25 protein-coding genes are annotated in these 22,481 nt (G+C 67.7%); 9 read left to right on the top strand and 16 right to left on the bottom strand.

Features of this window, described 5'->3' with window-relative positions; translation table 11 throughout:
* Nucleotides 1–6: 6 nt before the first annotated feature.
* From J2X70_RS08360 to J2X70_RS08370, 3 genes are all read left to right on the top strand, one after another.
* Nucleotides 7–231: a helix-turn-helix transcriptional regulator gene (locus tag J2X70_RS08360; protein WP_025873919.1), complete on the top strand. Its 225-nt coding sequence runs from the start codon at nt 7–9 to the stop codon at nt 229–231.
* A 62-nt stretch (nt 232–293) separates the two neighbouring features.
* On the top strand, nt 294–1,832 hold the full coding sequence (locus J2X70_RS08365; protein ID WP_025873918.1) for a TerC family protein: 1,539 nt from the start codon (nt 294–296) through the stop codon (nt 1,830–1,832).
* A gap of 82 nt (nt 1,833–1,914) precedes the next feature.
* Nucleotides 1,915–3,051: a metallophosphoesterase gene (locus J2X70_RS08370; protein WP_218789457.1), complete on the top strand. Its 1,137-nt coding sequence runs from the start codon at nt 1,915–1,917 to the stop codon at nt 3,049–3,051.
* Between the two features lie 36 nt (nt 3,052–3,087).
* Here J2X70_RS08370 and J2X70_RS08375 read toward each other — a convergent pair whose 3' ends face one another.
* The 6 genes from J2X70_RS08375 to J2X70_RS08400 all read right to left on the bottom strand — a co-directional run bounded on the left by J2X70_RS08375 (nt 3,088) and on the right by J2X70_RS08400 (nt 7,385).
* Nucleotides 3,088–3,822 carry an SDR family oxidoreductase gene (locus J2X70_RS08375; protein WP_025873916.1) on the bottom strand — a complete coding sequence of 245 codons (735 nt, stop codon included), beginning with the start codon at nt 3,820–3,822 and terminating at the stop codon, nt 3,088–3,090.
* Between the two features lie 23 nt (nt 3,823–3,845).
* Nucleotides 3,846–4,484, bottom strand: a complete 639-nt coding sequence (locus J2X70_RS08380; protein ID WP_309909963.1) for a ferric reductase-like transmembrane domain-containing protein — start codon at nt 4,482–4,484, stop codon at nt 3,846–3,848.
* 50 nt (nt 4,485–4,534) lie between these two features.
* On the bottom strand, nt 4,535–5,269 hold the full coding sequence (locus tag J2X70_RS08385) for a putative DNA-binding domain-containing protein (RefSeq protein WP_218788899.1): 735 nt from the start codon (nt 5,267–5,269) through the stop codon (nt 4,535–4,537).
* A complete protein-coding gene (locus tag J2X70_RS08390; RefSeq protein ID WP_033830593.1) occupies nt 5,262–6,107 on the bottom strand; it encodes a DUF692 domain-containing protein in 846 nt (281 codons plus the stop codon). The genes J2X70_RS08385 and J2X70_RS08390 overlap by 8 nt, the downstream gene beginning before the upstream one ends.
* Nucleotides 6,108–6,161: 54 nt before the next feature.
* Nucleotides 6,162–6,638, bottom strand: a complete 477-nt coding sequence (locus J2X70_RS08395) for an EF-hand domain-containing protein (protein WP_025873912.1) — start codon at nt 6,636–6,638, stop codon at nt 6,162–6,164.
* Between the two features lie 102 nt (nt 6,639–6,740).
* Nucleotides 6,741–7,385 carry a DoxX family protein gene (locus J2X70_RS08400; RefSeq protein ID WP_301864242.1) on the bottom strand — a complete coding sequence of 215 codons (645 nt, stop codon included), beginning with the start codon at nt 7,383–7,385 and terminating at the stop codon, nt 6,741–6,743.
* 343 nt (nt 7,386–7,728) lie between these two features.
* Between J2X70_RS08400 and J2X70_RS08405 the strand changes: the two genes are divergently transcribed.
* The 5 genes from J2X70_RS08405 (at nt 7,729) to J2X70_RS08425 (ending at nt 12,546) form a co-directional block, all read left to right on the top strand.
* Nucleotides 7,729–8,523, top strand: coding sequence for an alpha/beta hydrolase (locus J2X70_RS08405; RefSeq protein WP_309909878.1), 795 nt, complete (start codon nt 7,729–7,731; stop codon nt 8,521–8,523).
* 3 nt (nt 8,524–8,526) lie between these two features.
* On the top strand, nt 8,527–9,072 hold the full coding sequence (locus tag J2X70_RS08410; RefSeq protein WP_025873909.1) for a redoxin family protein: 546 nt from the start codon (nt 8,527–8,529) through the stop codon (nt 9,070–9,072).
* Between the two features lie 56 nt (nt 9,073–9,128).
* Nucleotides 9,129–9,869, top strand: coding sequence for a response regulator (locus J2X70_RS08415; RefSeq protein WP_025873908.1), 741 nt, complete (start codon nt 9,129–9,131; stop codon nt 9,867–9,869).
* The gene (locus J2X70_RS08420; RefSeq protein ID WP_099842097.1) at nt 9,866–11,179 is read left to right on the top strand and encodes a HAMP domain-containing sensor histidine kinase; all 1,314 of its coding nucleotides are present in this window, start codon (nt 9,866–9,868) and stop codon (nt 11,177–11,179) included. Before J2X70_RS08415 ends, J2X70_RS08420 begins: the two co-directional genes overlap by 4 nt.
* A 92-nt stretch (nt 11,180–11,271) precedes the next feature.
* The gene (locus J2X70_RS08425; protein ID WP_309909882.1) at nt 11,272–12,546 is read left to right on the top strand and encodes an MFS transporter; all 1,275 of its coding nucleotides are present in this window, start codon (nt 11,272–11,274) and stop codon (nt 12,544–12,546) included.
* Between the two features lie 4 nt (nt 12,547–12,550).
* On the opposite strand, the gene J2X70_RS08430 is transcribed toward J2X70_RS08425, so the two are convergent.
* Nucleotides 12,551–13,498, bottom strand: coding sequence for a nucleoside hydrolase (locus J2X70_RS08430; protein ID WP_223484862.1), 948 nt, complete (start codon nt 13,496–13,498; stop codon nt 12,551–12,553).
* A 154-nt stretch (nt 13,499–13,652) separates the two neighbouring features.
* Between J2X70_RS08430 and J2X70_RS08435 the strand changes: the two genes are divergently transcribed.
* Complete coding sequence (locus J2X70_RS08435; protein ID WP_088101548.1) at nt 13,653–13,991, top strand: hypothetical protein; 339 nt, start codon at nt 13,653–13,655, stop codon at nt 13,989–13,991.
* Between the two features lie 92 nt (nt 13,992–14,083).
* On the opposite strand, the gene J2X70_RS08440 is transcribed toward J2X70_RS08435, so the two are convergent.
* From J2X70_RS08440 to mdcA, 9 genes are all read right to left on the bottom strand, one after another.
* Nucleotides 14,084–14,803, bottom strand: a complete 720-nt coding sequence (locus J2X70_RS08440) for a GntR family transcriptional regulator (protein ID WP_032975925.1) — start codon at nt 14,801–14,803, stop codon at nt 14,084–14,086.
* Between the two features lie 104 nt (nt 14,804–14,907).
* Nucleotides 14,908–16,275, bottom strand: a complete 1,368-nt coding sequence (locus J2X70_RS08445) for an SLC13 family permease (protein WP_032975926.1) — start codon at nt 16,273–16,275, stop codon at nt 14,908–14,910.
* A gap of 101 nt (nt 16,276–16,376) precedes the next feature.
* The gene (mdcH, locus tag J2X70_RS08450; protein ID WP_059063421.1) at nt 16,377–17,297 is read right to left on the bottom strand and encodes a malonate decarboxylase subunit epsilon; all 921 of its coding nucleotides are present in this window, start codon (nt 17,295–17,297) and stop codon (nt 16,377–16,379) included.
* Complete coding sequence (mdcB, locus tag J2X70_RS08455; protein ID WP_263929546.1) at nt 17,294–18,151, bottom strand: triphosphoribosyl-dephospho-CoA synthase MdcB; 858 nt, start codon at nt 18,149–18,151, stop codon at nt 17,294–17,296. Before mdcB ends, mdcH begins: the two co-directional genes overlap by 4 nt.
* Nucleotides 18,148–18,798, bottom strand: coding sequence for a malonate decarboxylase holo-[acyl-carrier-protein] synthase (gene mdcG / locus J2X70_RS08460; RefSeq protein ID WP_105163623.1), 651 nt, complete (start codon nt 18,796–18,798; stop codon nt 18,148–18,150). The genes mdcB and mdcG overlap by 4 nt, the downstream gene beginning before the upstream one ends.
* Nucleotides 18,791–19,495, bottom strand: coding sequence for a biotin-independent malonate decarboxylase subunit gamma (mdcE, locus tag J2X70_RS08465; RefSeq protein WP_088101600.1), 705 nt, complete (start codon nt 19,493–19,495; stop codon nt 18,791–18,793). The genes mdcG and mdcE overlap by 8 nt, the downstream gene beginning before the upstream one ends.
* 2 nt (nt 19,496–19,497) lie before the next feature.
* Nucleotides 19,498–20,406 carry a biotin-independent malonate decarboxylase subunit beta gene (locus J2X70_RS08470; RefSeq protein WP_309909887.1) on the bottom strand — a complete coding sequence of 303 codons (909 nt, stop codon included), beginning with the start codon at nt 20,404–20,406 and terminating at the stop codon, nt 19,498–19,500.
* Entirely contained in the window at nt 20,403–20,723 is a 321-nt protein-coding gene (gene mdcC, locus J2X70_RS08475; protein ID WP_032975933.1) for a malonate decarboxylase acyl carrier protein, read from the bottom strand. Before mdcC ends, J2X70_RS08470 begins: the two co-directional genes overlap by 4 nt.
* Before the next feature lie 10 nt (nt 20,724–20,733).
* Nucleotides 20,734–22,377, bottom strand: a complete 1,644-nt coding sequence (gene mdcA / locus J2X70_RS08480; protein ID WP_033830608.1) for a malonate decarboxylase subunit alpha — start codon at nt 22,375–22,377, stop codon at nt 20,734–20,736.
* Between the last annotated feature and the right edge of the window lie 104 nt (nt 22,378–22,481).

Consider the following 22,481-nt stretch of genomic DNA (forward strand, 5'->3'; position numbering starts at 1 on the left):
GATCTGATGGCGATCGTCATCACCCTCGACCGCATGCTGCAGCAGCGCGGCATGACCTTGTCCGAGCTGGCCGGGCGCATCGACATCACCCTGGCCAACCTGTCGATCCTGAAGACCGGCAAGGCACGCGCGATCCGCTTTTCCACCCTCGATGCGATCTGCCGCGAACTGCAATGCAGCCCTGGCGACCTGCTCGGGCATGACCCTGCGCAGGCGCAGGATGCGGATTGAGCCTGGCCGCGCCGCACGCCTGCACCGCACCACTTTTCCCTTACTGACGAAACGGACCTGAAATGGAATGGTTGGCTGACCCCTCGATATGGATGGGCCTTGCAACCCTGGTCGTGCTGGAGATCGTTCTCGGCATCGACAACCTGGTGTTCATCGCGATCCTGGCCGACAAGCTGCCGCCGCACCAGCGCGACCGCGCGCGTGTGATCGGCCTGGCATTGGCGCTGCTGATGCGGCTGGTGCTGCTGGCTGCGTTGGCCTGGATCATGAAACTGACCGAACCACTGGTCACGCTGCTGGAGCACAGCTTCTCCGGCCGCGATCTGATCCTGCTCGGCGGCGGCCTGTTCCTGCTGTTCAAGGGCACGATGGAGCTGCACGAGCGGCTTGAAGGCCGCGAGCATCACGAGGACGGCAAGAAGGTCTATGCCAGCTTTGCGATGGTGGTGGCGCAGATCGTGGTGCTCGATGCGGTGTTCTCGCTGGATTCGGTGATCACTGCGGTCGGCATGGTCGACAACCTCGGCGTGATGTATGCGGCGGTGACCATCGCGATGGCGCTGATGCTGCTGGCCAGCAAGCCGCTGACCCGCTTCGTCAACAAGCACCCGACCGTGGTGGTGCTGTGCCTGGGCTTCCTGCTGATGATCGGTTTCAGCCTGGTGGCCGAGGGCCTGGGCTACAAGATTCCGAAGGGGTACCTGTACGCGGCCATCGCGTTCTCGATCCTGGTGGAAGCGTTCAACCAGTGGATACGTTTCAACCGCGAGCGCAACGAGCAGCGCCAGCCGTTCCGCCAGCGTACTGCCGATGCCGTGCTGCGGCTGCTGGGTGCGCGCCAGGCCAATGGCCACGATGAAGATGAAGCCGATGAGCGCGGCAGCACCGAAGAACGCCTGCAGCCCGCCGAGCACGAGATGATCCGCAGTGTGCTGGGCCTGGCCGACCGTCCGGTATCGAGCGTGATGACGGTGCGTGCCGACGTGCAGTGGATCGACATGGCGCGTGGTCACGACGATGTGGTCGCACGCCTGGTGGCGTCGCCGCATACGCGGATGCTGGTGGGCGAGGGCGACCTGGACAGCCTGCGTGGCGTGGTGCAGAGCCGTGACCTGCTGGCCGACCTGCTGCAGGGCAAGCCACTGCAACTGGAAGGCAACCTGCGCGAGCCGCAGTACGTGCTGTCCAGCGCCAGTGCGTTGCAGGCCCTGGAGCTGATCCGCCAGCACCCGGTGCCGTTGGCAGTGGCGGTGGACGAGTACGGCAGCGTGGAAGGCCTGGTGACGGCCAACGACCTGCTGGCGGCGATCGCCGGTGATCTGGCCGATACCCAGGACGAGCGCTATGGCGTGGTTGCACAGGGCGAGGACTGCTGGGACGCCGACGGCGCGCTGACCCTGGACGACCTGCAGCGGCTGGCCGGCGTGTCGCTGCCGCGCAGCGCGGACTACATGACCATTTCCGGGCTGGTGCTGGAGCAACTGGGGCGCCTGCCCGACATCGGCGACACGCTGGAGGTGGCCGGGATCCGCATCACCGTGCTGGCGATGGAGAAGCGGCGCATCACGCGGTTGCGGGTGGAACGCCTGCCGGAAGCGTGACGATGTCGGGGCTGGGCCCATGCCCGGCTCTATCCATTGCCATCTTCTGCCGTCACCATGGCGGGCCTGTTCGCCGTTCTGGATTGTCGTAGTGCTGAGTACGATTGGTTTTCTGATGGGCCTGTATGTGGCCTGGCGCCTGTTCTGGCCGCTGCGCCTGCCTGTCTGGTCGAAGGTGGTGCTGTCGGTGCTGCTGGTGGGCATTGCCGTGCAGCTGCGCATCGTCGCCAGCTTCTGGGGCACGATGGCCTCCCCGGAAATTCCGAAGATGGCCATTGCCACGCTGGCCACCGGTTCCACCGCCGTGCTGCTGCTGGCCCTGGCGTTGCTGGTGCTGGACGCCGGCCTGTTGGCCGCGCGCCTGCTGCGCGCACCGCGCGCCCTTTGCGTACTGCGCAGCAAGGCGCTGCGCCCGTCTGCCGCGGTGCTGGCGCTGCTGCTCAGTGCCTTCGGTGTCAGCCAGGGCATGGCCGTACCCAAGCCACGGCAGATCGAGGTGGCCATCAGCGGCCTGCCGCAGGCCTTCGATGGCTACCGTGTGCTGCAGCTCACCGACATCCATGCCAGTCGCCTGCTGACCGGCGACTGGGTGCGCCAGGTCGTGGCTGCAAGCAACGCACTGCAACCGGATCTGGTGGTGATCACCGGCGACCTGATCGACGGCAGCGTGCAGGCGCGCCGCAACGATTACACCCCACTGGCGGACCTGCGTGCGCCGGACGGGGTGATCGCCATTACCGGCAATCACGAGTACTACGCGCAGTACAGCGAATGGATGCAGGCCTTCCGTGCACTGCACATGCAGGTGCTGGAAAACAGCCACACCCAGGTGCGCCGTGGCGGGGCAGCACTGACCATCGCCGGCGTCACCGACCCGGTCGCCGCACGCTATGGCCTGCCGCTGCCCGACCTGGAGGCCGCCCTGACCGGTGCCGACCCCAGCGCACCGGTGATCCTGCTCGACCATCGGCCACGCAATGCACGCGAGGCCGCTGCACGCGGGGTGAAGCTGCAGCTGTCCGGGCACACCCATGGCGGACAGATCATCGGCATGGACCAGCTGGTGAAGCGCGCCAACGGCGGCTTCGTCTCCGGTCGCTACGCGGTGGATGGCATGACGCTGTACGTGAGCAACGGTGCCGGCCTGTGGGCCGGGTTCCCGGCCCGCATCGGCGTACCGTCGGAGATTACGATGATCACCCTGCGCCGGGCGCCGTGATGCGGTGGGGTGTGGGATGGGGGATCGTGCAACGGCTCAGAGGATGAAGCCTCCATCGATGGTCAGGCTGCTGCCTGTCATGTAGCCCGCTTCCGGCCCCGCTACCCAACTGGCCAATGACGCGATCTCGGCAGGCTGGGCAATGCGGCCCAGGGGTACCCGCGCAGCAAGCTTTTCATCCAGCCCGGCGGTGATGTCGGTCGCAGTCGGGCCGGGTTGCAGGTTGTTGATGGTGATGCCGCTGGGGGCCAGCTCCAGCGCCAGCTCGCGCACCAGAGCGGCCACCGCCGCCTTGCTCATCGCATACAGGCTGCTGCCGGGCGAACCACTGCGCACGGCAGTGTTGCTGCCGATGGTGATGATGCGGCCACCGCCGGACAGATGCGGCAGGGCCGCCTGGATGGCCAGCACCACGCCACGTATGTTCACCGCCAGCAGCTGGTCCAGCGTAGGCAGATCCACGCTGTCGATCGGTGTATGCCGGTACAGGCCGGCATTGACCACCAGCACATCCAACCCACCGAAGGCCTGCGCAGCGGCGGCCACGGCCCGGCGCAACGCATCGGCATCGCTGCTGTCAGCCTGGAAGGCGAGCGCGCGGCCACCGTGCGCGCGGATGGCATCAAGCGATGCCTGCGCCCCATCGGGGCGCGAGACGTGGGTGATGGCGACGTCATGGCCATCAACGGCCAAGCGTTGCGCAATGGCCGCACCGATGCCGCGTGAGCCGCCGATGACCAGTGCACGGCGGCGAGAGGAAGAGACTGTCATGTTCAAACTCCGGTTGGGGATGATCAGGCCGCTGGCAGGGAAGGACGGGCGTGGGCGCTGCGGCGCAGCGATTGAGCACGTTTGGCGATCCAGCGGACCACGAAGGCGGTGAACAGCAGTGCCGAAGGCACCGCATACCAGAAGTTCGTGGGTACACGTTTGAAGTACGAATAGGTGAACACCGCCGCGATGACCCACATGCCGGTGACGTGCAGTCGCCGCCAGGCGGTTGGACCCATGCGCCTGGCGATGCTCCGGTGCGAGGTGATGGCCAGCGCCAGGATGGCCACGTAACCCATCGTTCCGGGAAGATTGGCAAGGGCGGAGCGCGCTGGCCAGAACGCCGGATTGAGAATGCCGAACGCGGTGATGGCGCAGGCATGCAGCAGATGCGAGAACGCAAACGACAGGCCGATGATGCGGCGTTCGCGCATCAGGAAGCGGGTGGTCGGCCCGGGCAGCAGGGTGGCAAATGACGATGCCGTAAACGCGGCCAGGAAGAGCAGGAACGACGTGCGGGCAGTGACCCGGATCGCTGCGCGGCTGCCCTCGGCCAGATCCGGTTGCAGAGCGAAGGCTGCCAGCGCAAAGGCGATCAGGACTGCGGCGATGGCCACGAACAGGCGCCAGCCATGCAGCAAGGAAGTGTTGGAAACAGCCATGGTCAGACCTCGAATCAGATAAAGGTAGTGCCGGCCGCTGGCCGGCAATTTCAGAACCCGGTCAGCGCGACCAGCACGCCGGCCGCGCACAGTTCGCCCAGCAAGGGCGCGGTCACCACGCGCAGTGCATCGGTGGCCACGCCATGCGCCTCAGCCAGCGCCTGCCGGGCGTCGTCCACGCGCGCACCCTCGTTGCCAAATGACGACAACAGCGCATATGCAAGCGGTGCCAGTTCCTCGACCTGCAGGCGGTCGTCCGCCAGGCGACGCAGCAGCAGAAGTGTCGGCTCGCTGGCGGGCGCATCGTCCAGCCCGGCGTCCTCATGCACCGGCCACTGGTAGCCCAGTACCCGCACCAGCGGCGACAGCGCCAGCACGTCGCTGCCCGCAGGCATGGAGTGCAACGAATGCCCGGCATCACGCGCTTCGATGTGCAGTGCCTGCTGCGTGCTCTCGTAGTGCGCCAGTTCCGCCGCCCAGCCGGGCAGCGCGAACGTGTCCTGCGCCGCCAGCCAGGCAGCGAACTCGCTGGCGATCTGCGGGAACAGCGGGGTGTGGCAGTCGTGGTACGCGTAGTAGTGCTCGACCAGGCCACGCCAGCGCGCTTCGCCCAGTTGTTGATGCAGGCGCGGCAGGCTGCCGGCCAGCAGGTTGTCCAGGCTGTCGATGCACAGGCGGCGGTAGATCGCCAGCCGCCATGCCGCGATGCCATCGGGTGCTGGCATCGAGGGATCGCGCACATGGTCGGCCCAGCGCCGCTGCAACGTGGCCAGGGACTCAGCCATGGGCCACCTCCGGCAACTCGGCGTCGGCCTGCGCCCTGCGGATCTGTTGCACTTCAGCCAGCAGTTCGGCCAGCGGCGGGAAATTGAAGTCGCGCTCCAGCAGAGTGGGGCGCACGCCTACGTGCGCATAGGCCTGGCGTAGCAGGGCCCAGACCACACCCTTCACCGGCGCGCCGTGGGTGTCGATCTTGAAGCCGTCGTCCTCGTCGAAGTGGCCAGCCACATGCAGGGAGGCCACGCGGTGGGCCGGCACGCGGCGCAGGAAATCGAAGGCGTCGTAGCCATTGTTGCAAGCGTTGACGAAGACATTGTTGACGTCCAGCAGCAGGTCGCAGTCGGCTTCGGCAAGCACGGCAGTGATGAACTCGATCTCGCTCATGTCGGCAGCGGGCACTGCGTAGTAGGAGATGTTTTCCACCGCGATACGACGCCCCAGGCTGTCCTGCACCTGGGCGATGCGACCGGCAACGTGGCGTACGGCCTCGGCGGTGAACGGCAGCGGCAGCAGGTCATAGAGGTGGCCCCCGGCGGCGCAGTAACTCAGGTGTTCGCTGTACAGCTGTACCTGGTGCAGGTCGAGAAAAGCGCGGGTCTGTTGCAGCAGCGTGCGGTCCAGTGGGTCCGGGCCACCCAGCGACAGCGAAAGACCGTGGCAGGTCAGGCGGTGGCGCTCGCTCAGCTGGCGCAGCGCGGCACCGTGTGCACCGCCGACGCCGATCCAGTTGTCCGGCGAGCATTCGAGGAAGTCGATGGCATCGGCCGGCATCGCCAGCAGTTCATCGATCAGGCCTCGGCGCAGGCCGAGGCCCGCACTGGCGGTAGGCAAAGGCAGGGACATGGTGGGTACTCCGGGATGAGGTGCCGCCACGAGGGCGGCACCGGGTGCGGGCAATCAGTCGGCAACGCGCGAGAACAGGCCCTTCGGCATCGGCTTGCCATTGGCGGTATAGACGCTGCGCAGGTAGTCGTGCGCTTCCTGCTCGCTGATGTAACCGTCGTGGTCGGTGTCGATGCGGTCGAATTCGGCGGCACGTTTGGCGGCCACGGCATTGAACTCGGCACGCGACACCTTTCCGTCGTGGTCACGGTCGGTCCGGGCAAACGAGGCGTCGCCGCACTTGCCTTCGCCGCACTGGCCCTCGGCTACCTTGGCCTTTCCGGCGGGCTTGCTGGTGGTGGCCTTGTTGGCGCCGCACTTGCCTTCACCGCACTTGCCTTCGGCGGCGGCGCTCATGGCCACGGCACTGATCGCCAGCGGCTGGATCGCGGCAGCCTGGCCGGCCAGCAGCAGGCCGCCGGCCAGGGCGATGCCGATGGCGCCGATGCGCGGCAGACGGGAAGCAGAGGTGTTATTGGTCGAGACGGACATGGTGATGACTCCTTGGGATGTGCACGCAGGGCGTGCGGGATGGACGCCGCTGGAAGGCGACGGAATGCGATGCGAGGAAGGGTGGGAAAGGGCGGAAGCGGATCAGGCGCTGCGGCGACGGCGCAGTACATGGGCCAGCAACAGCGCGGCGCCGAGCAGGGCACCGCCGAAGCCGACGCCGGGCAGTAGTGCGGCGATCGGCAGCAGCAGCGCGATCAGGCTGCTGCCCCAGCCGAGGCCGTCATCGTCTGCGGCGGCGTGTTGCGGGCTGGCAAGCAGACGGTCCAGGCTGAGTGATCCAGCACCGTTGAGGATCAGCGGCAGCAGCATGGCCAGGAACAGCAGCGGCAGCTTGAAGTTGCCGTAGCCCTGGTCGGTGATCGCATAGCCCCGCCAGAGTTCATCCAGGCCGTTCCACTGGTCGGGCCAGTGCACGGCGGCGATGGCCACGATGGTGAGCACCCAGAAGATGTACGCCACCGAGCGCGTGGCCAGGCCCAGCAGCAGCATCACCGCGCCCACCAGTTCCAGCCAGGTGGCCAGCTGCCAGTTGAGCGAGGCGGGCAGGGTGGAGAAGGGGAACGGGAACCGGCCTTCCAGATCGGCGAACCAGTTCTGGCCGCCCAGCTTCTCGCGGCCGGATTCAAAGAATTCCCAGGCGAGCAGGGCGCGCAGGGCCAGCGGCGAAAGCCAGCGGCCGACGGCATCCAGGCGTGGGGTGTAGAGGGAGGAGGCGGTGCTGATCATGGGTGTGTCCTGCGGGCCGGTGGTCGATGGAGGCCATTTCGGGCCACGCAGGTATCGGCAACGTGTGCCGATGCCCGGGGTTTTGTCAGCGACTGTGGCTGCGGCAGGGGTTTCGTACAGTTGGATACAAAGACGCCGCATCGGGGGCGCATCGGCGCGTTGCGCGCCCGCGTGCGGGGAACGATATCCACCCGATGGCGCCGGGGCATGCCCAGCGGCCGAATGTATCCCACTGTAGGAACCCGCCGCCGCCCTACAGTCCGGTACAACTCGGCATCACAGCGAAACAGCAGCGATACACCGGCACGCGGAAATGGCCACTCCCAACACCGGAGTGCCACCCATGATCCGCACCACCCTGCTTGCCGCTGCCCTGGCCCTGGCCGGCGCCGCCACCCCCGCCTTCGCCGTGCAGGCCGATGCCGGCGCGCCGCCCACCATCATCCTGGTGCATGGCGCCTTCGCCGATGGCTCGAGCTGGAACAAGGTCATCGGCACCCTGCATGCCTGGAAGCTGCCGGCGGTGGCGGTACAGAATCCGCTCACCTCGCTGGCCGATGACGTTGCCGCTACCCGTCGCGCGATCGCTGCCGCGCCCGGCAAGGTGGTGCTGGTCGGCCACAGCTGGGGCGGCACGGTCATCACCGAAGCGGGCGACGATCCCAAGGTGCAGGCGCTGGTCTACGTGGCCGCGTTCGCACCGGATGTCGGCCAGTCCTCCGCGGAGCAGGGCGAAGGCTTCCCGGTCGGCCCCGGGCTGACCCGCCTGCAGGAGAAAGACGGTTACCTGACCCTGCCGGCCGATGCCATCGCCCAGGATTTCGCACCCGACGTGATGAAGAAGGCCGCCGCCCTGCTGTACAGCACGCAGGTGCCGTTGAAGGCCAGTGCGCTGGGTGAGGCCGTGACCACGGCGGCATGGCGCAGCAAGCCGAGCTGGTACGTGGTCAGCCGCGATGACCGCATGCTCTCGCCGCAGCTGCAGGTCGCCACCGCGCAGCGCATTGGCGCGCAGCTGCAGTCGATCGGCAGCAGCCATGTCTCGCTGCTCTCGCACCCCGCGCAGGTGGCCGACAGCATCCTGGAAGCTGCCGGTGTGAAGCCGGCCGAGCTGCCGCTGGCCGAGCAGGGGGGCTGAGCAATGGCCACGCTTCGTGCCTATACCGTGCCGCTGCTGCTGTCCCTGCTCGGCGCCGTTGCGCTGCTGCTTGCGTGGCCAAGCCCCGAAGCCGGTGCACAGACTGCCGAGGCCGCACCCGCTGCGGGATTCAGCGGCGGTGGGCCATGGCACAACAGCCCGCCGCTGACCCTGCAGCAGCTGCGCGGGCAGGTGGTGCTGGTCGAATTCTGGACCTACACCTGCAGCAACTGCCTCAACGTGGCGCCGTACGTTCACCAGTGGCATCGCCGATACGCGGAACAGGGCCTGCACGTGATCGGCGTGCACACCCCCGAATTCGCGTACGAAGGGCTGCCGGGGAACGTGCGCCGTGCGATCCACCGGCTGGATATCACCTGGCCGGTGGTGCAGGACAACCAGTACCGGATCTGGAACGCGTGGGGTAACCGTTTCTGGCCCGCGCTGTACCTGATCGACCGGCAGGGGCGGGTGGTCTACCGGCACTACGGTGAAGGCGACTATGCGCGTACCGAAAGCGAGATCCAGCGCCTGCTGGCCAGCCCTTGAGCCGCGCTACCATGGCCGCGCCGCGCGGCTTCGCCCCTGCCTCGATAGAGAATACGATGAACCACGTACCGCACATCCTTGTCGTCGACGATGACAGCGACATCCGCCAGATGCTGGCCGACTACCTGCAGCGCAACGGCCTGCGCGTCAGCCAGGCCGATGGTGGCCGCGCGATGCGCGCGCTGATGGACACCCATGCGGTGGACCTGGTGGTGCTGGATGTGATGATGCCCGGCGAGGATGGCTTGAGCCTGTGCCGCAACCTGCGGGCCGGCAAGCACCGCGCCGTGCCGGTGGTGCTGCTGACCGCCCGCGATGATGAGACCGACCGCATCATCGGCCTGGAAATGGGCGCCGATGATTACGTGACCAAACCGTTCTCCTCGCGCGAACTGCTGGCACGCATCAACGCGGTGATCCGCCGCACGCAGATGCTGCCGCCGAACCTGCAGGTGAGTGAAGCCGGCCGCCAGCTGGCCTTCGGCGAATGGCGCCTGGATACCACCGCCCGCCACCTGCTGGACGCTCAGGACACCGCCTATCCGCTCAGCGGCGCCGAGTTCCGGCTGCTGCGCGTGTTCCTTGACCACGCCAACCGTGTGCTCAGCCGCGACCAGCTGCTCAGCCTCACCCAGGGCCGCGATGCGGAGCTGTTCGACCGCTCGATCGACCTGCTGGTCAGCCGCGTGCGCCAGCGCCTGGGCGACGATGCGCGTGAGCCGACCTACATCAAGACCGTGCGCAGCGAAGGCTATGTGTTCAGCGTGCCGGTGCAGTTGCTGGGGCCGGAGGAATGAACGCCGCGGCGCGCCGCCTGCCGTGGCCGCGCACGCTGTCGGCGCGGCTGCTGCTGTTGCTGCTGGGTGGGCTGACTCTGGCCCATGCGCTGTCGTTCGGCCTGCTGTTCTACGAGCGCTACCAGTCCACCCGCAGCATGATGCTGCGCAACCTCGACGAGGACGTGGCCGTAAGCGTGGCCTTGCTGGAGCGCTTGCCCGCCAGCGAGCGCGAAGCGTGGGTGCCGCGTCTGGAACGGCGAACCTACCGCTATCTGTTGCGCCCGGCCGCGGCCGGCCCTGCGCCGGAGACTGATCGTGCGCGGCAGGTCACCAGCATCATCGATGACAGTCTGCGGCATCGATATCCGCTGCAGGCGCGGCAGGTCTCGCGTATGCCCGAGCGCTTCGAAGTGGAGCTGCGCCTGCACGACGGCACGCCGCTGACCATCGAGGTCACACCGTCCGGCCTGCCACTGGCACGCTGGTTACCGCTGGTGCTGATGGCGCAGCTGGCGCTGCTGCTGCTGTGCGCATGGTTGGCGGTGCGGCTGGCGATGCGGCCGTTGGCACAGCTGTCGCACGCGATGGAGCACCTGCAGCCCGGCCAGGACGGGCCGGCGCTGCCTGAAGACGGTCCCGCGGAGGTAGGCACCGCAGCAACGGCACTCAACGCACTGCAGGCCCGCATCCGGGGTCATGTCAGTGAACGCCTGCAGATCCTGGCGGCGATCTCGCACGATCTGCAGACGCCGATCACGCGGATGAAGCTGCGGGTGGAAACGCTGCCTGAAGACGCCACCCAGCAACGGCTGCTGGCCGATCTGGACCATCTGGGACAGCTGGTACGCGAAGGCGTGGCGTACGCGCGCAGCAGCCATGTGGCCAGTGGTGAGCCGGTGGCAATGGATCTGGCGGCATTCCTGTCCAGCGTGGTCGGCGATTACCAGGACGTGGGCAAGCCAGTCAGTGGTGGCGCCCCGAGCGGCCTGATCGTGCAGACGTGGCCGCAACCGCTGCGGCGGGTGGTCGGCAATCTGGTCGACAACGCTTTGCGCTATGCCGGGAGCGCGGAGATTGATGCCGGTCGCGACGAGGTGGGCAGGGTGTGGATTCGGATTTCCGATCGTGGCCCCGGTATTCCCGAAGACCAGCTGCAGGCGGTATTGGCGCCCTTCCATCGGCTGGAAAGCTCACGCAACCGGGATACCGGCGGTACCGGGCTCGGTCTGGCCATCGCCGTGCAGCTGGCGCAATCGCTCGGTGGTTCTCTACGGCTGCACAATCGCGAGGGCGGCGGTTTGCAGGCGCTGTTGCAGTTGCCGGCCTGAAGTCTGGCGGGGCAGGCCATCCACGCATGGCGTGGATCTACTGCATCGTCACCGCCTTCATGACACGCTGCGGCCATGAAGGAAAGCACGCAATGACCGCAGGACGGCAGCGCTCGATGTGGGTGGCCGGCCTGTCCACGGTGGTGGAGTGGTACGACTTCACCCTGTACCTGTACTTCGCCACGGTGCTGTCGCGGGTGTTCTTCGGCGGTGGCGAAGAGGCGATGCTGGTCACCCTGGCCGGGTTCGCGGTGTCCTACCTGATGCGTCCGCTCGGTGCGCTGTGCTTCGGCCACCTGGGTGACCGGCTCGGTCGGCGCTGGATGCTGCTGGCCTCGATGGCACTGATGGCCGCGGCCATGCTGGCCACCGCGTTGCTGCCGACCGCGGCCACCGCCGGTGCGACTGCTGGCGTGCTGTTGCTGATCCTGCGCTGCGTGATGGCCTTCTCCGTGGGCGGCGAATACACAGGCGTGGTCGCCTATCTTCTGGAAAGCGCGCCGGCGCGACGACGTGGCCTGGTCACCTCGCTGGCCTCGGCGGCCAGCGAAGTGGGCGCGTTGCTGGCAGTGGCCATCTCCGCGCTCACCGTGGCCCTGCTGCCTGCGCCGCAGCTGGACAGCTGGGGCTGGCGGATCCCGTTCTTGTTCGGCGCGGCGCTGGCAATGGTGATCCTGATCGCGCGTTCAGGCATGCACGAATCGCCCGAGTTCGAACGGCAGCGGCGCGAAGGCAGCATTCCGGCTACGCCGCTGCGGCACGTGCTGCGCAACCATCCTGGTGCGGTGGCGCGCACGTTCGCGATTTCCGCACTGGGTTCGATCACCTACTACGTGGGCATTACGTATGTGCCGGCGTTCCTGCACGCGCAGGGACACGACGAAGGTGATGCGCTGTGGCTGTCGACGATTGCAGCGGTGGCGGTGATCGCGATCACCCCGCTGTGCGGGGCGCTGTCCGATCGCTTCGGGCGGCGACCGCTGCTGCTGGGGCTGACGGTGCTGGCGGCGCTGCTGCCGCTGTCGATGTTCGGCTGGATGGCCTCTGCTGCGCGGTTGGGCATCGTGCTGGCAGCGGTGAGCCTGGCCTGTGTGGCCGGCGGTATCAGTGCGGTGGCGGCACCGGCCACGGCCGAGCAGTTCCCCGGCGAGGGCCGGGTCAGTGGACTGGCGCTGGGGGTGACCATGGCCACCGCAGTGTTTGGCGGGGCGACGCCGTGGTTGGCGCAATGGTGGGTGGAACGCAGCGGTTGGGCGGCGGCGCCGGGGGCGATGATCGCGCTGGTGGCGGTGCTGGTGCTGCCGGTGCTGTGGACGCTGCCGGAGACCGTGCCGAAGACCCGCCCCGTGTCCCGGGGCGGGCAGTGAGCGCTTAGACCTTCAGGGTCTGCTCGATGTCGGCCAGCACCGCGGCCGCATCCACGCCGATGGCGATGGACTGCAGGACATGGCCGTCCCACACGCTGGGGCCGAAGCCCATGCCTTCCGGCTTGGGAATGGTCATGCCACGGGCGACGCCGTCGGTGGCCACGCGCACGCTGGCGCGCTCGAACTGGAACAGCTCCGGGCGGGTCAGGGCGATGCAGGCGCAGCAGTCGTGCACGACCATGCCCTTGTGGCCGGCCTGCAGATAGAAGTCGACGTAGTCCTGCGACAGGGCGCGCACCAGTTCGGCATCGGCGCCGCCGATCGCGGCCAGCTTGTCCAGGCCGTCGCGGTTCATCTCGACGCGGGTGGTCACGTCCAGGCCGATCGCGGTGACCGGCCAGTGGGCGGTGAACACGATGTCGGCCGCTTCCGCGTCGCCCCAGATGTTGGCCTCGGCCGCCGGGGTGATGTTGCCGTTGACGTGGAACGCACCGCCCATCAGTACCACGCCACGCACCAGGCCGGCGATGTCCGGGGCCTGCTGCAGGGCCAGCGCCAGGTTGGTCATGCGGCCGACCGCCACCAGGGTCACTTCGCCCGGATGGGCGCGCACCAGGTCGATGATCAGCTGGTGCGCGGGACGGCTGTCGGCGGTTGCGTCCAGCGCTTCCGGCACCGGGTGGTTGCCCAGGCCGTTGTGGCCATGGATGTGCACCGGCCAGGCTTCCGGGTTGGCTTCGGGCTGCAGCGGGCCGCCGGCGCCGCGCGCGACCGGCGCGGACAGGCCCCAGGCCTGCTTCAGGTACAGCGCGTTGTGGGTGGTCGACTCCACCGAGGCATTGCCGAAGGTGGTGGTGACGCCGATCAGGTCGATCTGCGGGTGCTTGTGCAGGTACAGCAGAGCCAGCGCGTCGTCGACGCCCGGGTCGGTATCGAAAATGACTTTCAGCATGTTGTTGTTCTTCTTCTTCCGTCTGGTGCAGGGGGGCCGGCGGCCCTGAGGGCAGGCCGGCGCGCCCCACATTGTCCCATCTTCATGACAGGCAGGGCGAACCGGCAGCGGTGGTATCGTCTGCGGGCCCGAACCCGTCGCAAGGAGCTGCGCCATGCTGGCTGTGACCCTCGTCCTGATTGCCCTGGTGCTGGGGCTGAACCTGGTGGCCAGCTTCGTGGTGCTGGGCCGCGATGACCTTCCCGCCAGCAGCCGCGCCGGGCAGCTGCTGGTGGTGTGGCTGCTGCCACTGGTCGGCGCGATCGTGTGCATGGCGATGGCCACCGCCGATGGTTCGCCCGCGCGCGCCGATGGCAGCGGCGGTGGACCGGCCGATTTCTCCGGGGGTTATTCCGGAGACAGCAACAGCCACCACAGCTACAGCAGTTCCGACTGCAGCAGTGGCGACAGCGGTGGGGGCGGAGACGGCGGCAGCTGCGGCGGCGGCGATTGAGGAGAGATTCCAGGTTGCCGGCCAGCGGCCGGCACTACCGTGACCGGGCCTCGCCGGGGTAGTGCCGGCCGCTGGCCGGCAATCCCATGAGCTCAGCTTCCGCCTTCGGTCGGCAACGGCGCAGGCACGTTCAACAATCCGCCGCTGGCCACATACGCAGCCAAGGCCTGGCCCTGGCTGAGCAGGTGGCGTTCCATCGTGCGTTCGGCGGCTGCAGCATCGCGCTGGCGGAAGCAGTCCATCAGTTCGCGGTGTTCGGCCAGCGACTGTGCGGTGCGGCCCGGCGCCAGCAGCTGGCGGCCGCGATGCATCTTCAGGATGCGGTGCAGGTCGTGGGTGATGCGGATCAGCCACGGGTTGCCGGCGTAATGCTGCACCGTCTCGTGGATGAGGTAGTTGTTGCGGTAGTACTCGGCGATGTTGCCCTCGGCGGCGGCCGCTTCCATCGCCGCGTGCAGGTCTTCCAGCTGCTGCACGCCGGCGTCGTCGATGTGCTTGACCGCTTCATGCGCACATCGGCCTTCCAGCATCGCCATCACCGGGAACAGCTGGTTGAGGTCTTCCAGGGTAAGCCGGGTTACCCGTGCGCCGCGGCCGGCATCGATCTGCACCAGGCCTTCGGCGGCGAGCAGCTTCAGCGCTTCGCGCAGGGGCGTACGGCTGATGGCCAGTTCCTCGCACAGCGCCGGTTCGTCGATCCACTCGCCCGGCGGCAGGCGGTAGTCGTAGATCCGCTCGCGCACGTGTTCGGCCACCTCCTCATACAGAGGGGCGCGCTTCTTCGGAGGACGCGGAGCGGGAGCGATGGCCATGCGGAAAGTGTAACGCCAGGTAGTGCCGGCCGCTGGCCGGCAACCCGTGATCGTTCGACGGATCCACGAGGTTGCCGGCCAGCGACCGGCACTACCGCAGGCATTTACATCCAGCCCGGCACCACGAACACCAGCCACGCCAGCAGCGGGCCGAATGCCACCACCAGGCCGCTGTAGACCAGGAAGCGGCGGAACAGCGTTTCGCGTTCTTCCTTCGCGGCCGAGGCCACCACCAGTGCGCCGTTGGTCGAGAACGGACTGACATCGACGATGGTGGAGGACACCGCCAGCGCGCAGATCACGCCTGCGGCACTGAGATGGCCCTGCATCAGGAATGGCACCGCCAGCGGAATGGTGGCACCCAGCACCGCCGCCGACGAGGCGAATGCGGAGACGATGCCGCCCACGTAGCAGACCAGCAGCGCGCCCAGCAGCGGAATGCCGATGCTGGAGACGCCGTGGCCGATGAAGTCCACGGCACCGGCATGTTCCAGCACGCCGATGTAGGTGACCACGCCGCAGATCAGCAGCACGGTGGACCAGCTGATGCCGTCCACCGCACCCTTCTGGCTCTGCGGCGACAGCAGGGCCAGCACCACTGCAACGGTGATCGAGACCAGGCCGACGTTGAGGTTGTAGATCAACGCGGCCACACCCAGGCCGAGCAGGCCGATCAGGGTGAACAAGCGCTCGCGGGTCAGGCCCACCGCATCCAGTGCCACCGGATCGTTGGACAGGGTGCCACCACCGGCTGCGACCAGCGCACCGTGGCCTTCGATGGCGAACTGCCGCGACGAAGCCTGCGGACCACCGGCCATCGCCAGCTCCGCGTTGCCCACCGTGCCCGCAGCTGTGATCGAACCGCGACGCAGCAGCGCGATGCCTCCGAAGGCGAAGAAGCAGATCGTGGCCATCATGAAGTTGAAGCCGAGGCTGGTCAGGAACACCGCCATTTCGGTGACTTCCAGCCCGGCCTTCTGCACCACGCCATTGGTGATGCTGCCGTACACGCTGATCGGCGAGAAGCCACCCGCCTGCGCGCCATGGATCACCAGCAGGCCCATCATCAACGGATTGATGTTGTACTGCTTGGCAAAGCGCAGCGCGACCGGGCCGATGATCGCAACCGCGGCCGGGCCCAGCGCGCCGAAGGCGGTCAGCACGGCGGTGATCACGAACATCACCCACGGGATGGCCACGATATGGCCGCGTACCGCTTTCACCGCCCAGTGCACCAGCAGGTCGATGGTGCCGTTCTTCTGCGCGATCGCGAACAGGTAGGTGATGCCGACCAGGGTCAGGAACAGGTCGCCCGGGAAGCCGGCGAGAACCTCCTTGCCCCCCATGTCGACCCAGAGCCCGCCGACGATGAAGGCCAGTGCGAAGGCGACGGCGCCCATGTTGATCGGCATCGCGGTGGCGACGATGAACATGATCACCAGACCGATGATCGTTGCAATTTGTGGAGTCATGCGCCCTCCCAGACACCTGATTCGCGTGTTGCACGGATGGAAGCCCGCCATCCCGGGGTATGGCCTGTTACGTACTGCGCGTTACGTACTGCTCAAACCCGTTATTGAAGCCGCTGCAGCGCGCTGCGGACCCACGCCGCCGCGCCGTCCAGGCTCTGGAATTCCTCGATCGCGCGTACCTCGCAGCACGGATAGGCCGGTGCGATCATGCGTGCCAGTGCGTTGCCCGGGCCCAGCTGCAGGAACACCCGTGCGCCGCGCTCGAAGGCCTGGCGCATCACCTGTGCCCATTCGATGGTCTGTGTCAGCTGCGCGGACAGCGTGTGCACCACCGCTGCGGTGTCGCGCACCGGCCGTGCGTCGATGCCGGCCAGCAACGGCAGGCGCGGCGCGTGCAACGTGGTGGCCTGCAGTGCGGCGGCAAACGGTGCGACCGCCGCCGACAGCAGTGGCGTATGCGCCGGCACATGTACCGGCAGCACGCGCACCTCGGCACCCTGTGCGTGCGCGGCAGCGGCCAGCGCACGCAGTGCCGGCAGCGTGCCGCCAACGATGAAATGATCTGTGCCGTTGGCGATCGCCACGTGCGTGCCGTGGATTTCGCACAATGTCTGCACATTCTGTCGGTCCAGCCCCAGCACCGCCTGCATTCCGGCATCGACCGGGCTGACGGCGTCCATGAATCGTGCACGCTGGGCCGACAGGGACAGGCAGGTGGTCACGTCGAAACTATCGGCGATGGCATGTGCCGCCAGTTCGCCGATGCTGTACCCGGCCACCACGATCGGGTCCGGCACGGCGCCGCGCAGGGCATGCCAGTGCGCGATGCTGGCGGCGCACAGCAGCGGCTGCGCTTGTGCGTTGTCGAAGCGGTCGTCGTCGGCCGCGGCCGCGAACACATCGCGCCCCAGCGCGTCGCTCGCCGCATCCAGTACCGCGCGTGCAGCGGCCATGCCGCGCACATGGTCGAACATCGCCGGATGCTGCGCACCCTGTCCGGGGCAGAGCAGGGCCAGGCTCATGCGCCCTCCTGCTGCAGCAGGAACCATGCGCAGGCCAGCAGATCGGCACTGCCACCCGGGCTGAGCCGACGCCTCACGAACGCATCGCCGATGGACTGCAGGCGCATGCGCCAGTCCGGCGCGAAGGCGCCACCGGCGGAAAGGAATGTGGCCGCTTGTTGTTGGGCCCAGCGCAGGCCCTCGGTACCGCCGCGATGCAGCAGGTTCAGATCGTCCACCTGTGCCACCAGCTGCATCAGCGTCTGGCACAACGCGGCGTCGCGCGGCAGGCCGCTGTCCAGCGCATGGCGCAGGGCAGGCAGGGCCAGCTCGCGCAGCACCGGGTAGCCGGCGGCAGCCTGTTCGCGTACGCCGCAGACCCCATGACGCGCACGTGCGCGCTGTCCCGGGCTGTGCGGGTCCAGCGGCGCAGCGATGAGCGCATCTTTCCACTGCTGAACCGCCAGGCACACCTGCGCGCCCGACACGGCATGGCCATGCACGCGCCTGCGCTCAGCAGCAGCGGCCACCAGCAGGCCAAGGCTGAAAATCGCACCGCGATGGGTGTTGATGCCGCCGGTGGCGGCCAGCATGGCCGCTTCAGCGGCAATACCGTGATCGCGCAGCACTGTGAAGGGGGCGCCCGCGGCACCGGCCCTGGCCACCGCCGTGAAGTAGTGGCGCAGGGCGAACAGACTGCGCAGGAAAGTGCCGGCATCCATGTCGTCATGGCTGCCGCTGTCGAACGGGGTGACCAGGCCCGGCTTCGGGGCGCACGCCAGTTCGGCGTGCAGGCTGGCAATGGCCAGCCGTCCCAGGCGTGCGCTGTCGACCACCGCGTCGCGTGCCAACAACGGCTTCGGGGCGGCGATCATGCGATCGCCTCGCGCGTGGCGAACAGTGCATCACGCGCTTCCAATGCGGCTCCATCAAGGCGTTTCACCAGCACCTGGCGACTGCGGCCGGCAAGTTCGCGCCAGTTCACCGCGCCACCATCTGGCAGGCACAGCTCGCCATCAAGGCGATGCGGATGGCGGGTCTCCCATGCCAGCAACTGCGCGATCAGCGCCTCGGCCTGTGCGGCATCGGTCACCTGCCACAGCAGGTCGATGTCCGAACGCTCATGTATATAGGGCAGGGCGGTCAGCCATTGCCAGGCGAAGGCGCCGAACACACGGGCCGGGGCCAGTGCCTGCAGGTCGTGGAGTGATTCCTGCCACGGCTGTGGAACACCTGCGTCGCCTGCTGCCAGCAGCTCGCTCAACGCCGGCGGAGCGCGCATGTGCGCGACGTCGCACAGCGGTACGCGCAACGACACGCGCTGCTTGCCTTCGGCCGGTGGCAACGGAACGCCCAATCGCAGGCGCGTATCGGCATCATCCGCGGCACGACGCGCCACCACTGCAGGGAAGCCCTGCGCGAACCAGGCGGCAAGACGCGGCTCGTGCGCGGGCAGGTCGGCCCGCCAATCGGCATCGGCCGACAGCCAGACCAGCGTGTGCCGGGCCGGCCGCTCAGGCATTGCCCTGGCTCACAGCAGTGGCTACCTGCGCAGCCAGCGTACGGCCACCCCGTTCGGCGCCCAGTGCAGCGCGATGGTCACCGTCGACGGCTGCACGCAGTGCGTCCAGCAGGTGATGCGCCAGATCGCCATCCCACAGCGATTGCACTGCGCCCATCGCCACGTAGTTCTCCACGCCCGGTGCGAACACCGGCGAGGTCAGGCTGAGCGCCTGCAGTTTTTCCAACGGCTGCTTGGTCACCCGTGCCATCGCGCGCAGATCCATCACCCGCACCTGCGCATCGGGCAGGGCATGGATGAGGTCGGCCATCAGCCCGAACGACAGGAAGCCGCCGCTGACCGATTCGCCGTAGACCAGCGTGACCAGGCGCGCGCCACGGCGGCGGGCCAGGTCCAGGGTCTGTGCGAGGTGGGCGAAGTAGCCGTTGATGCCCAGCAGTTCATCGCGGCGCGCCAGCCGCTGGCCGGCGGTATCGACCAGCATCACGATGGGACGCTGCGGATGAGCAGCGGTGCTGGCCAGCACGGTGTCGGCCAGCACCAGCGCGTGGTCCACACCGACTTCGATCCTGTCGGTGGTGCCGATCACCGTCACCTCACCGTCGTCGGTGGTCGCTGTGCCGGTCAGTACCGAATCGTTCACCGCGATGGTATGGCCACGCGGGAACAGTGCGTCCAGCAGCGAATTCAATGGCAGGCTCATGGCAGGCTCCGGTGCGCAGTGGCGGCAAGGAAGGCATCGGTTTCCAGCAGCGCCAGACGTTCCGGGTCGGCAATGCCCTGGCGTGCCCAGATCTGCAGGCCATCGTTGCAGTCGCCCCACGCCTGTACGCGCGCCTTCAACGCGGCGTGGCGTGCCTGCAGCGCGGCCAGTGCCGCGTCGGGGTCGGCACTGGTGGTGTCTGGCTGCAGCGCATCAGAGGCGGCCTTGGCGAATGCGCTGATCGCATCGGGCACCAGCACCTGCGCCTGGTCGATCAGGTAGCGGTGCTTGCCACCGGTCACCCGCCACACCAATGCGCGGTCGCGCGAATCGAATTCCTCCACGCCGCGCACGGTCTCGATCACTTCGGGGCCGGACAGCGACAGCCGTCCTTCTTCGGACATGATCACCGTACTGCAGCAGCGGGCGACGATGCCCATGCCGCCGAAGGCGCCGTTGCCGCTGCCGATCAGCGCCACCACCGGTACCCCGGCGGCCCGCGCGCCGAGCGTGGCGCGCATGATTTCGGAAATGGCGATCAATCCCGCATTGGCTTCATGCAGGCGCACACCGCCGGTATCGAGCAGCAGCAGCACGCCATCGGGATGGGTGTCCGCCGCGCGGCGCAGCAGGCCGGTCAACTTGGCGCCATGCACCTCACCCACGCCGCCGCCCATGAATTCACCCTGCTGTGCGGCCACCAGCACGTGCTTGCCGTGCAGGTGTCCCTCACCGACGACGATGCCATCGTCGAAGGCGGCCGGCTGGTCCAGCTGCGCCAGATGCGGGCTGATGGCGCGCTGGGCTGGGCCGAGAAATTCGCGGAACGATCCTGCATCAAGCAGCGCGGCGATGCGCGCGCGGGCATCGGCTTCGTAATAGCTGGTGCGCTGTGCGAGCGTCATGGCTGGCCTCCGGCAAGCAGGGTCTCGACGGCCTGGTCCAGGCGCAGGCTGACCACCGCCGGTGTAGCGCCAGCATCGTTGATCGACACGCGTACATCGCGCAGGGGGTGACGTTGGGCGAAGTCGGCGATCACCGCCTGCCAGACCGTGCCGAAGCCACGTGCAGCGGTGATGATGCGCACGGTCATCGCACCGTCCAGGTCGGCCGGTTCCAGCAGGATTTCCAGGTTGCCCGATGCCAGTACGCCCACCAGCACCGCATCGGTGGGGAAGCGCACGGGCGTCGTGCCGGCGAATCGATAGTCGAGGGTTTCCATGGCGTGGCCCTTACCAGTTGCGGAAGCGCTTGGGCGGGTCGTACAGACCGCCGGACCAGCGCACCAGGTCTTTCACCGAACGCGCGGCAAGAAGATCGCGGCTGGCATCGCGCACGTTGATGCCGAGATCGTCCGGGCGGCGGATCACTCCGCGGTCGCGCAGATTTTCCACCATGGCGCGGTCGCGTCCCCTGCCCACGGCGGTATAGCCGGCCACGCCGCGGATCGCCTGCTCGCGTTCTTCCGGGCTGCGGCACAGCAGCAGGTTGGCGATGCCTTCCTCGGTCAGCACATGGCTGACGTCGTCGCCGTAGATCATCACCGGCGGCAGCGGCATGCTCGCGCGCTCGGCCAGTTCCCAGGCATCGAGGCGGTCGACGAAGGCCGGCGCCATGTGCTCGCGGAAGGTTTCCACCATCTGCACCACCAGTTTGCGCCCGCGTGGCATCTCGCCGGGCCGCGCGGCCTGCTGGCCGGCCTTGATCCAGGCGTCGCTGGCGTGGCGGCGGCCGCGTGCATCCGAACCCATGTTGGGTGCACCGCCAAAGCCGGCGATGCGGTCGCGCGTTGCGGTGGAGCTGTTGCCCTGCAGGTCGATCTGCAGGGTGGAGCCGATGAACATGTCGCAGGCATACAGCCCTGCGGTCTGCGAGAACGCACGGTTGGAGCGCATCGAACCATCGGCGCCGGTGAAGAACACATCCCCGCGCGCGGCGATGTACTTCTCCATGCCCAGTTCCGACCCGAACGAGTGCACGGATTTGACGAAACCCGATTCGATGGCTGGAATCAGCGCCGGGTGCGGATTGAGTGCCCAGTGCTGGCAGATCTTTCCCTTCAGCCCCAGCGACTCGGCGTAGGTCGGCAGCAGCAGTTCGATTGCTGCGGTATCGAAACCGATGCCATGGTTGAGCCGGTTCACCCCGTACTCGGCGTAGATGCCCTTGATCGCCATCATCGCCATCAGCACCTGGATCTCGGAGATCTGTGCCGGATCGCGGGTGAACAGCGGTTCGATATGGTTCGGGCGCGGCGCCTGCACCACGAAGTTGACCCAGTCGGCAGGAATATCGACGCGGGGGAGGGTGTCGACGATCTCGTTGACCTGGGCGATGACGATGCCGCCACCGAATGCGGTGGCCTCCACGATCACCGGCGTGTCTTCGGTGTTGGGGCCGGTGTAGAGATTGCCGTGGCGGTCGGCAGCCTGCGCCGCGACCAGTGCCACACGCGGCGTGAGGTCGATGAAGTAGCGGCCGAACAGTTCCAGGTAGGTGTGGATGGCACCGATCTGGATGCGTCCTTCGGCCACCAGGTTGGCCAGCCGCACCGACTGCGGCCCGGAGAAGGAGAAGTCCAGCCTGGAGGCGATGCCGCGTTCGAACACATCCAGGTGCGAGGGCAGCGACAGCACCGACTGCACCATGTGCAGGTCATGCACCCGTGCCGGGTCGAGGTCGGCCAGCGTCTGGGCGAGGAAGTCGGCCTGCTTCTGGTTGTTGCCTTCCAGGCAGACCTTGTCGCCCGGCTCCAGCAGCGCGTGCAGCAGCTCGGCGACATCGCCAGCCGCCACCTCGTGGCCCCTGGCCCATGGCGCGGCGCGTTCCAGCCGCGCCTGGCGGCCCCGCTCCAGCGTGTCCCAACTCGGGTTCATCGACGGACTTCCGAATGGCGTTGGAATAATTACGCCATAATTACGGAGGGGTGTGCAACCCGCAGTGCAGCAAAGAAAAGGCCCGCGCGAAGGCGGGCCCATTC

Origin of the sequence: Stenotrophomonas sp. 1337 (genome assembly GCF_031455455.1) — a bacterium.
Classification (GTDB): Bacteria; Pseudomonadota; Gammaproteobacteria; order Xanthomonadales; family Xanthomonadaceae; genus Stenotrophomonas; species Stenotrophomonas indicatrix.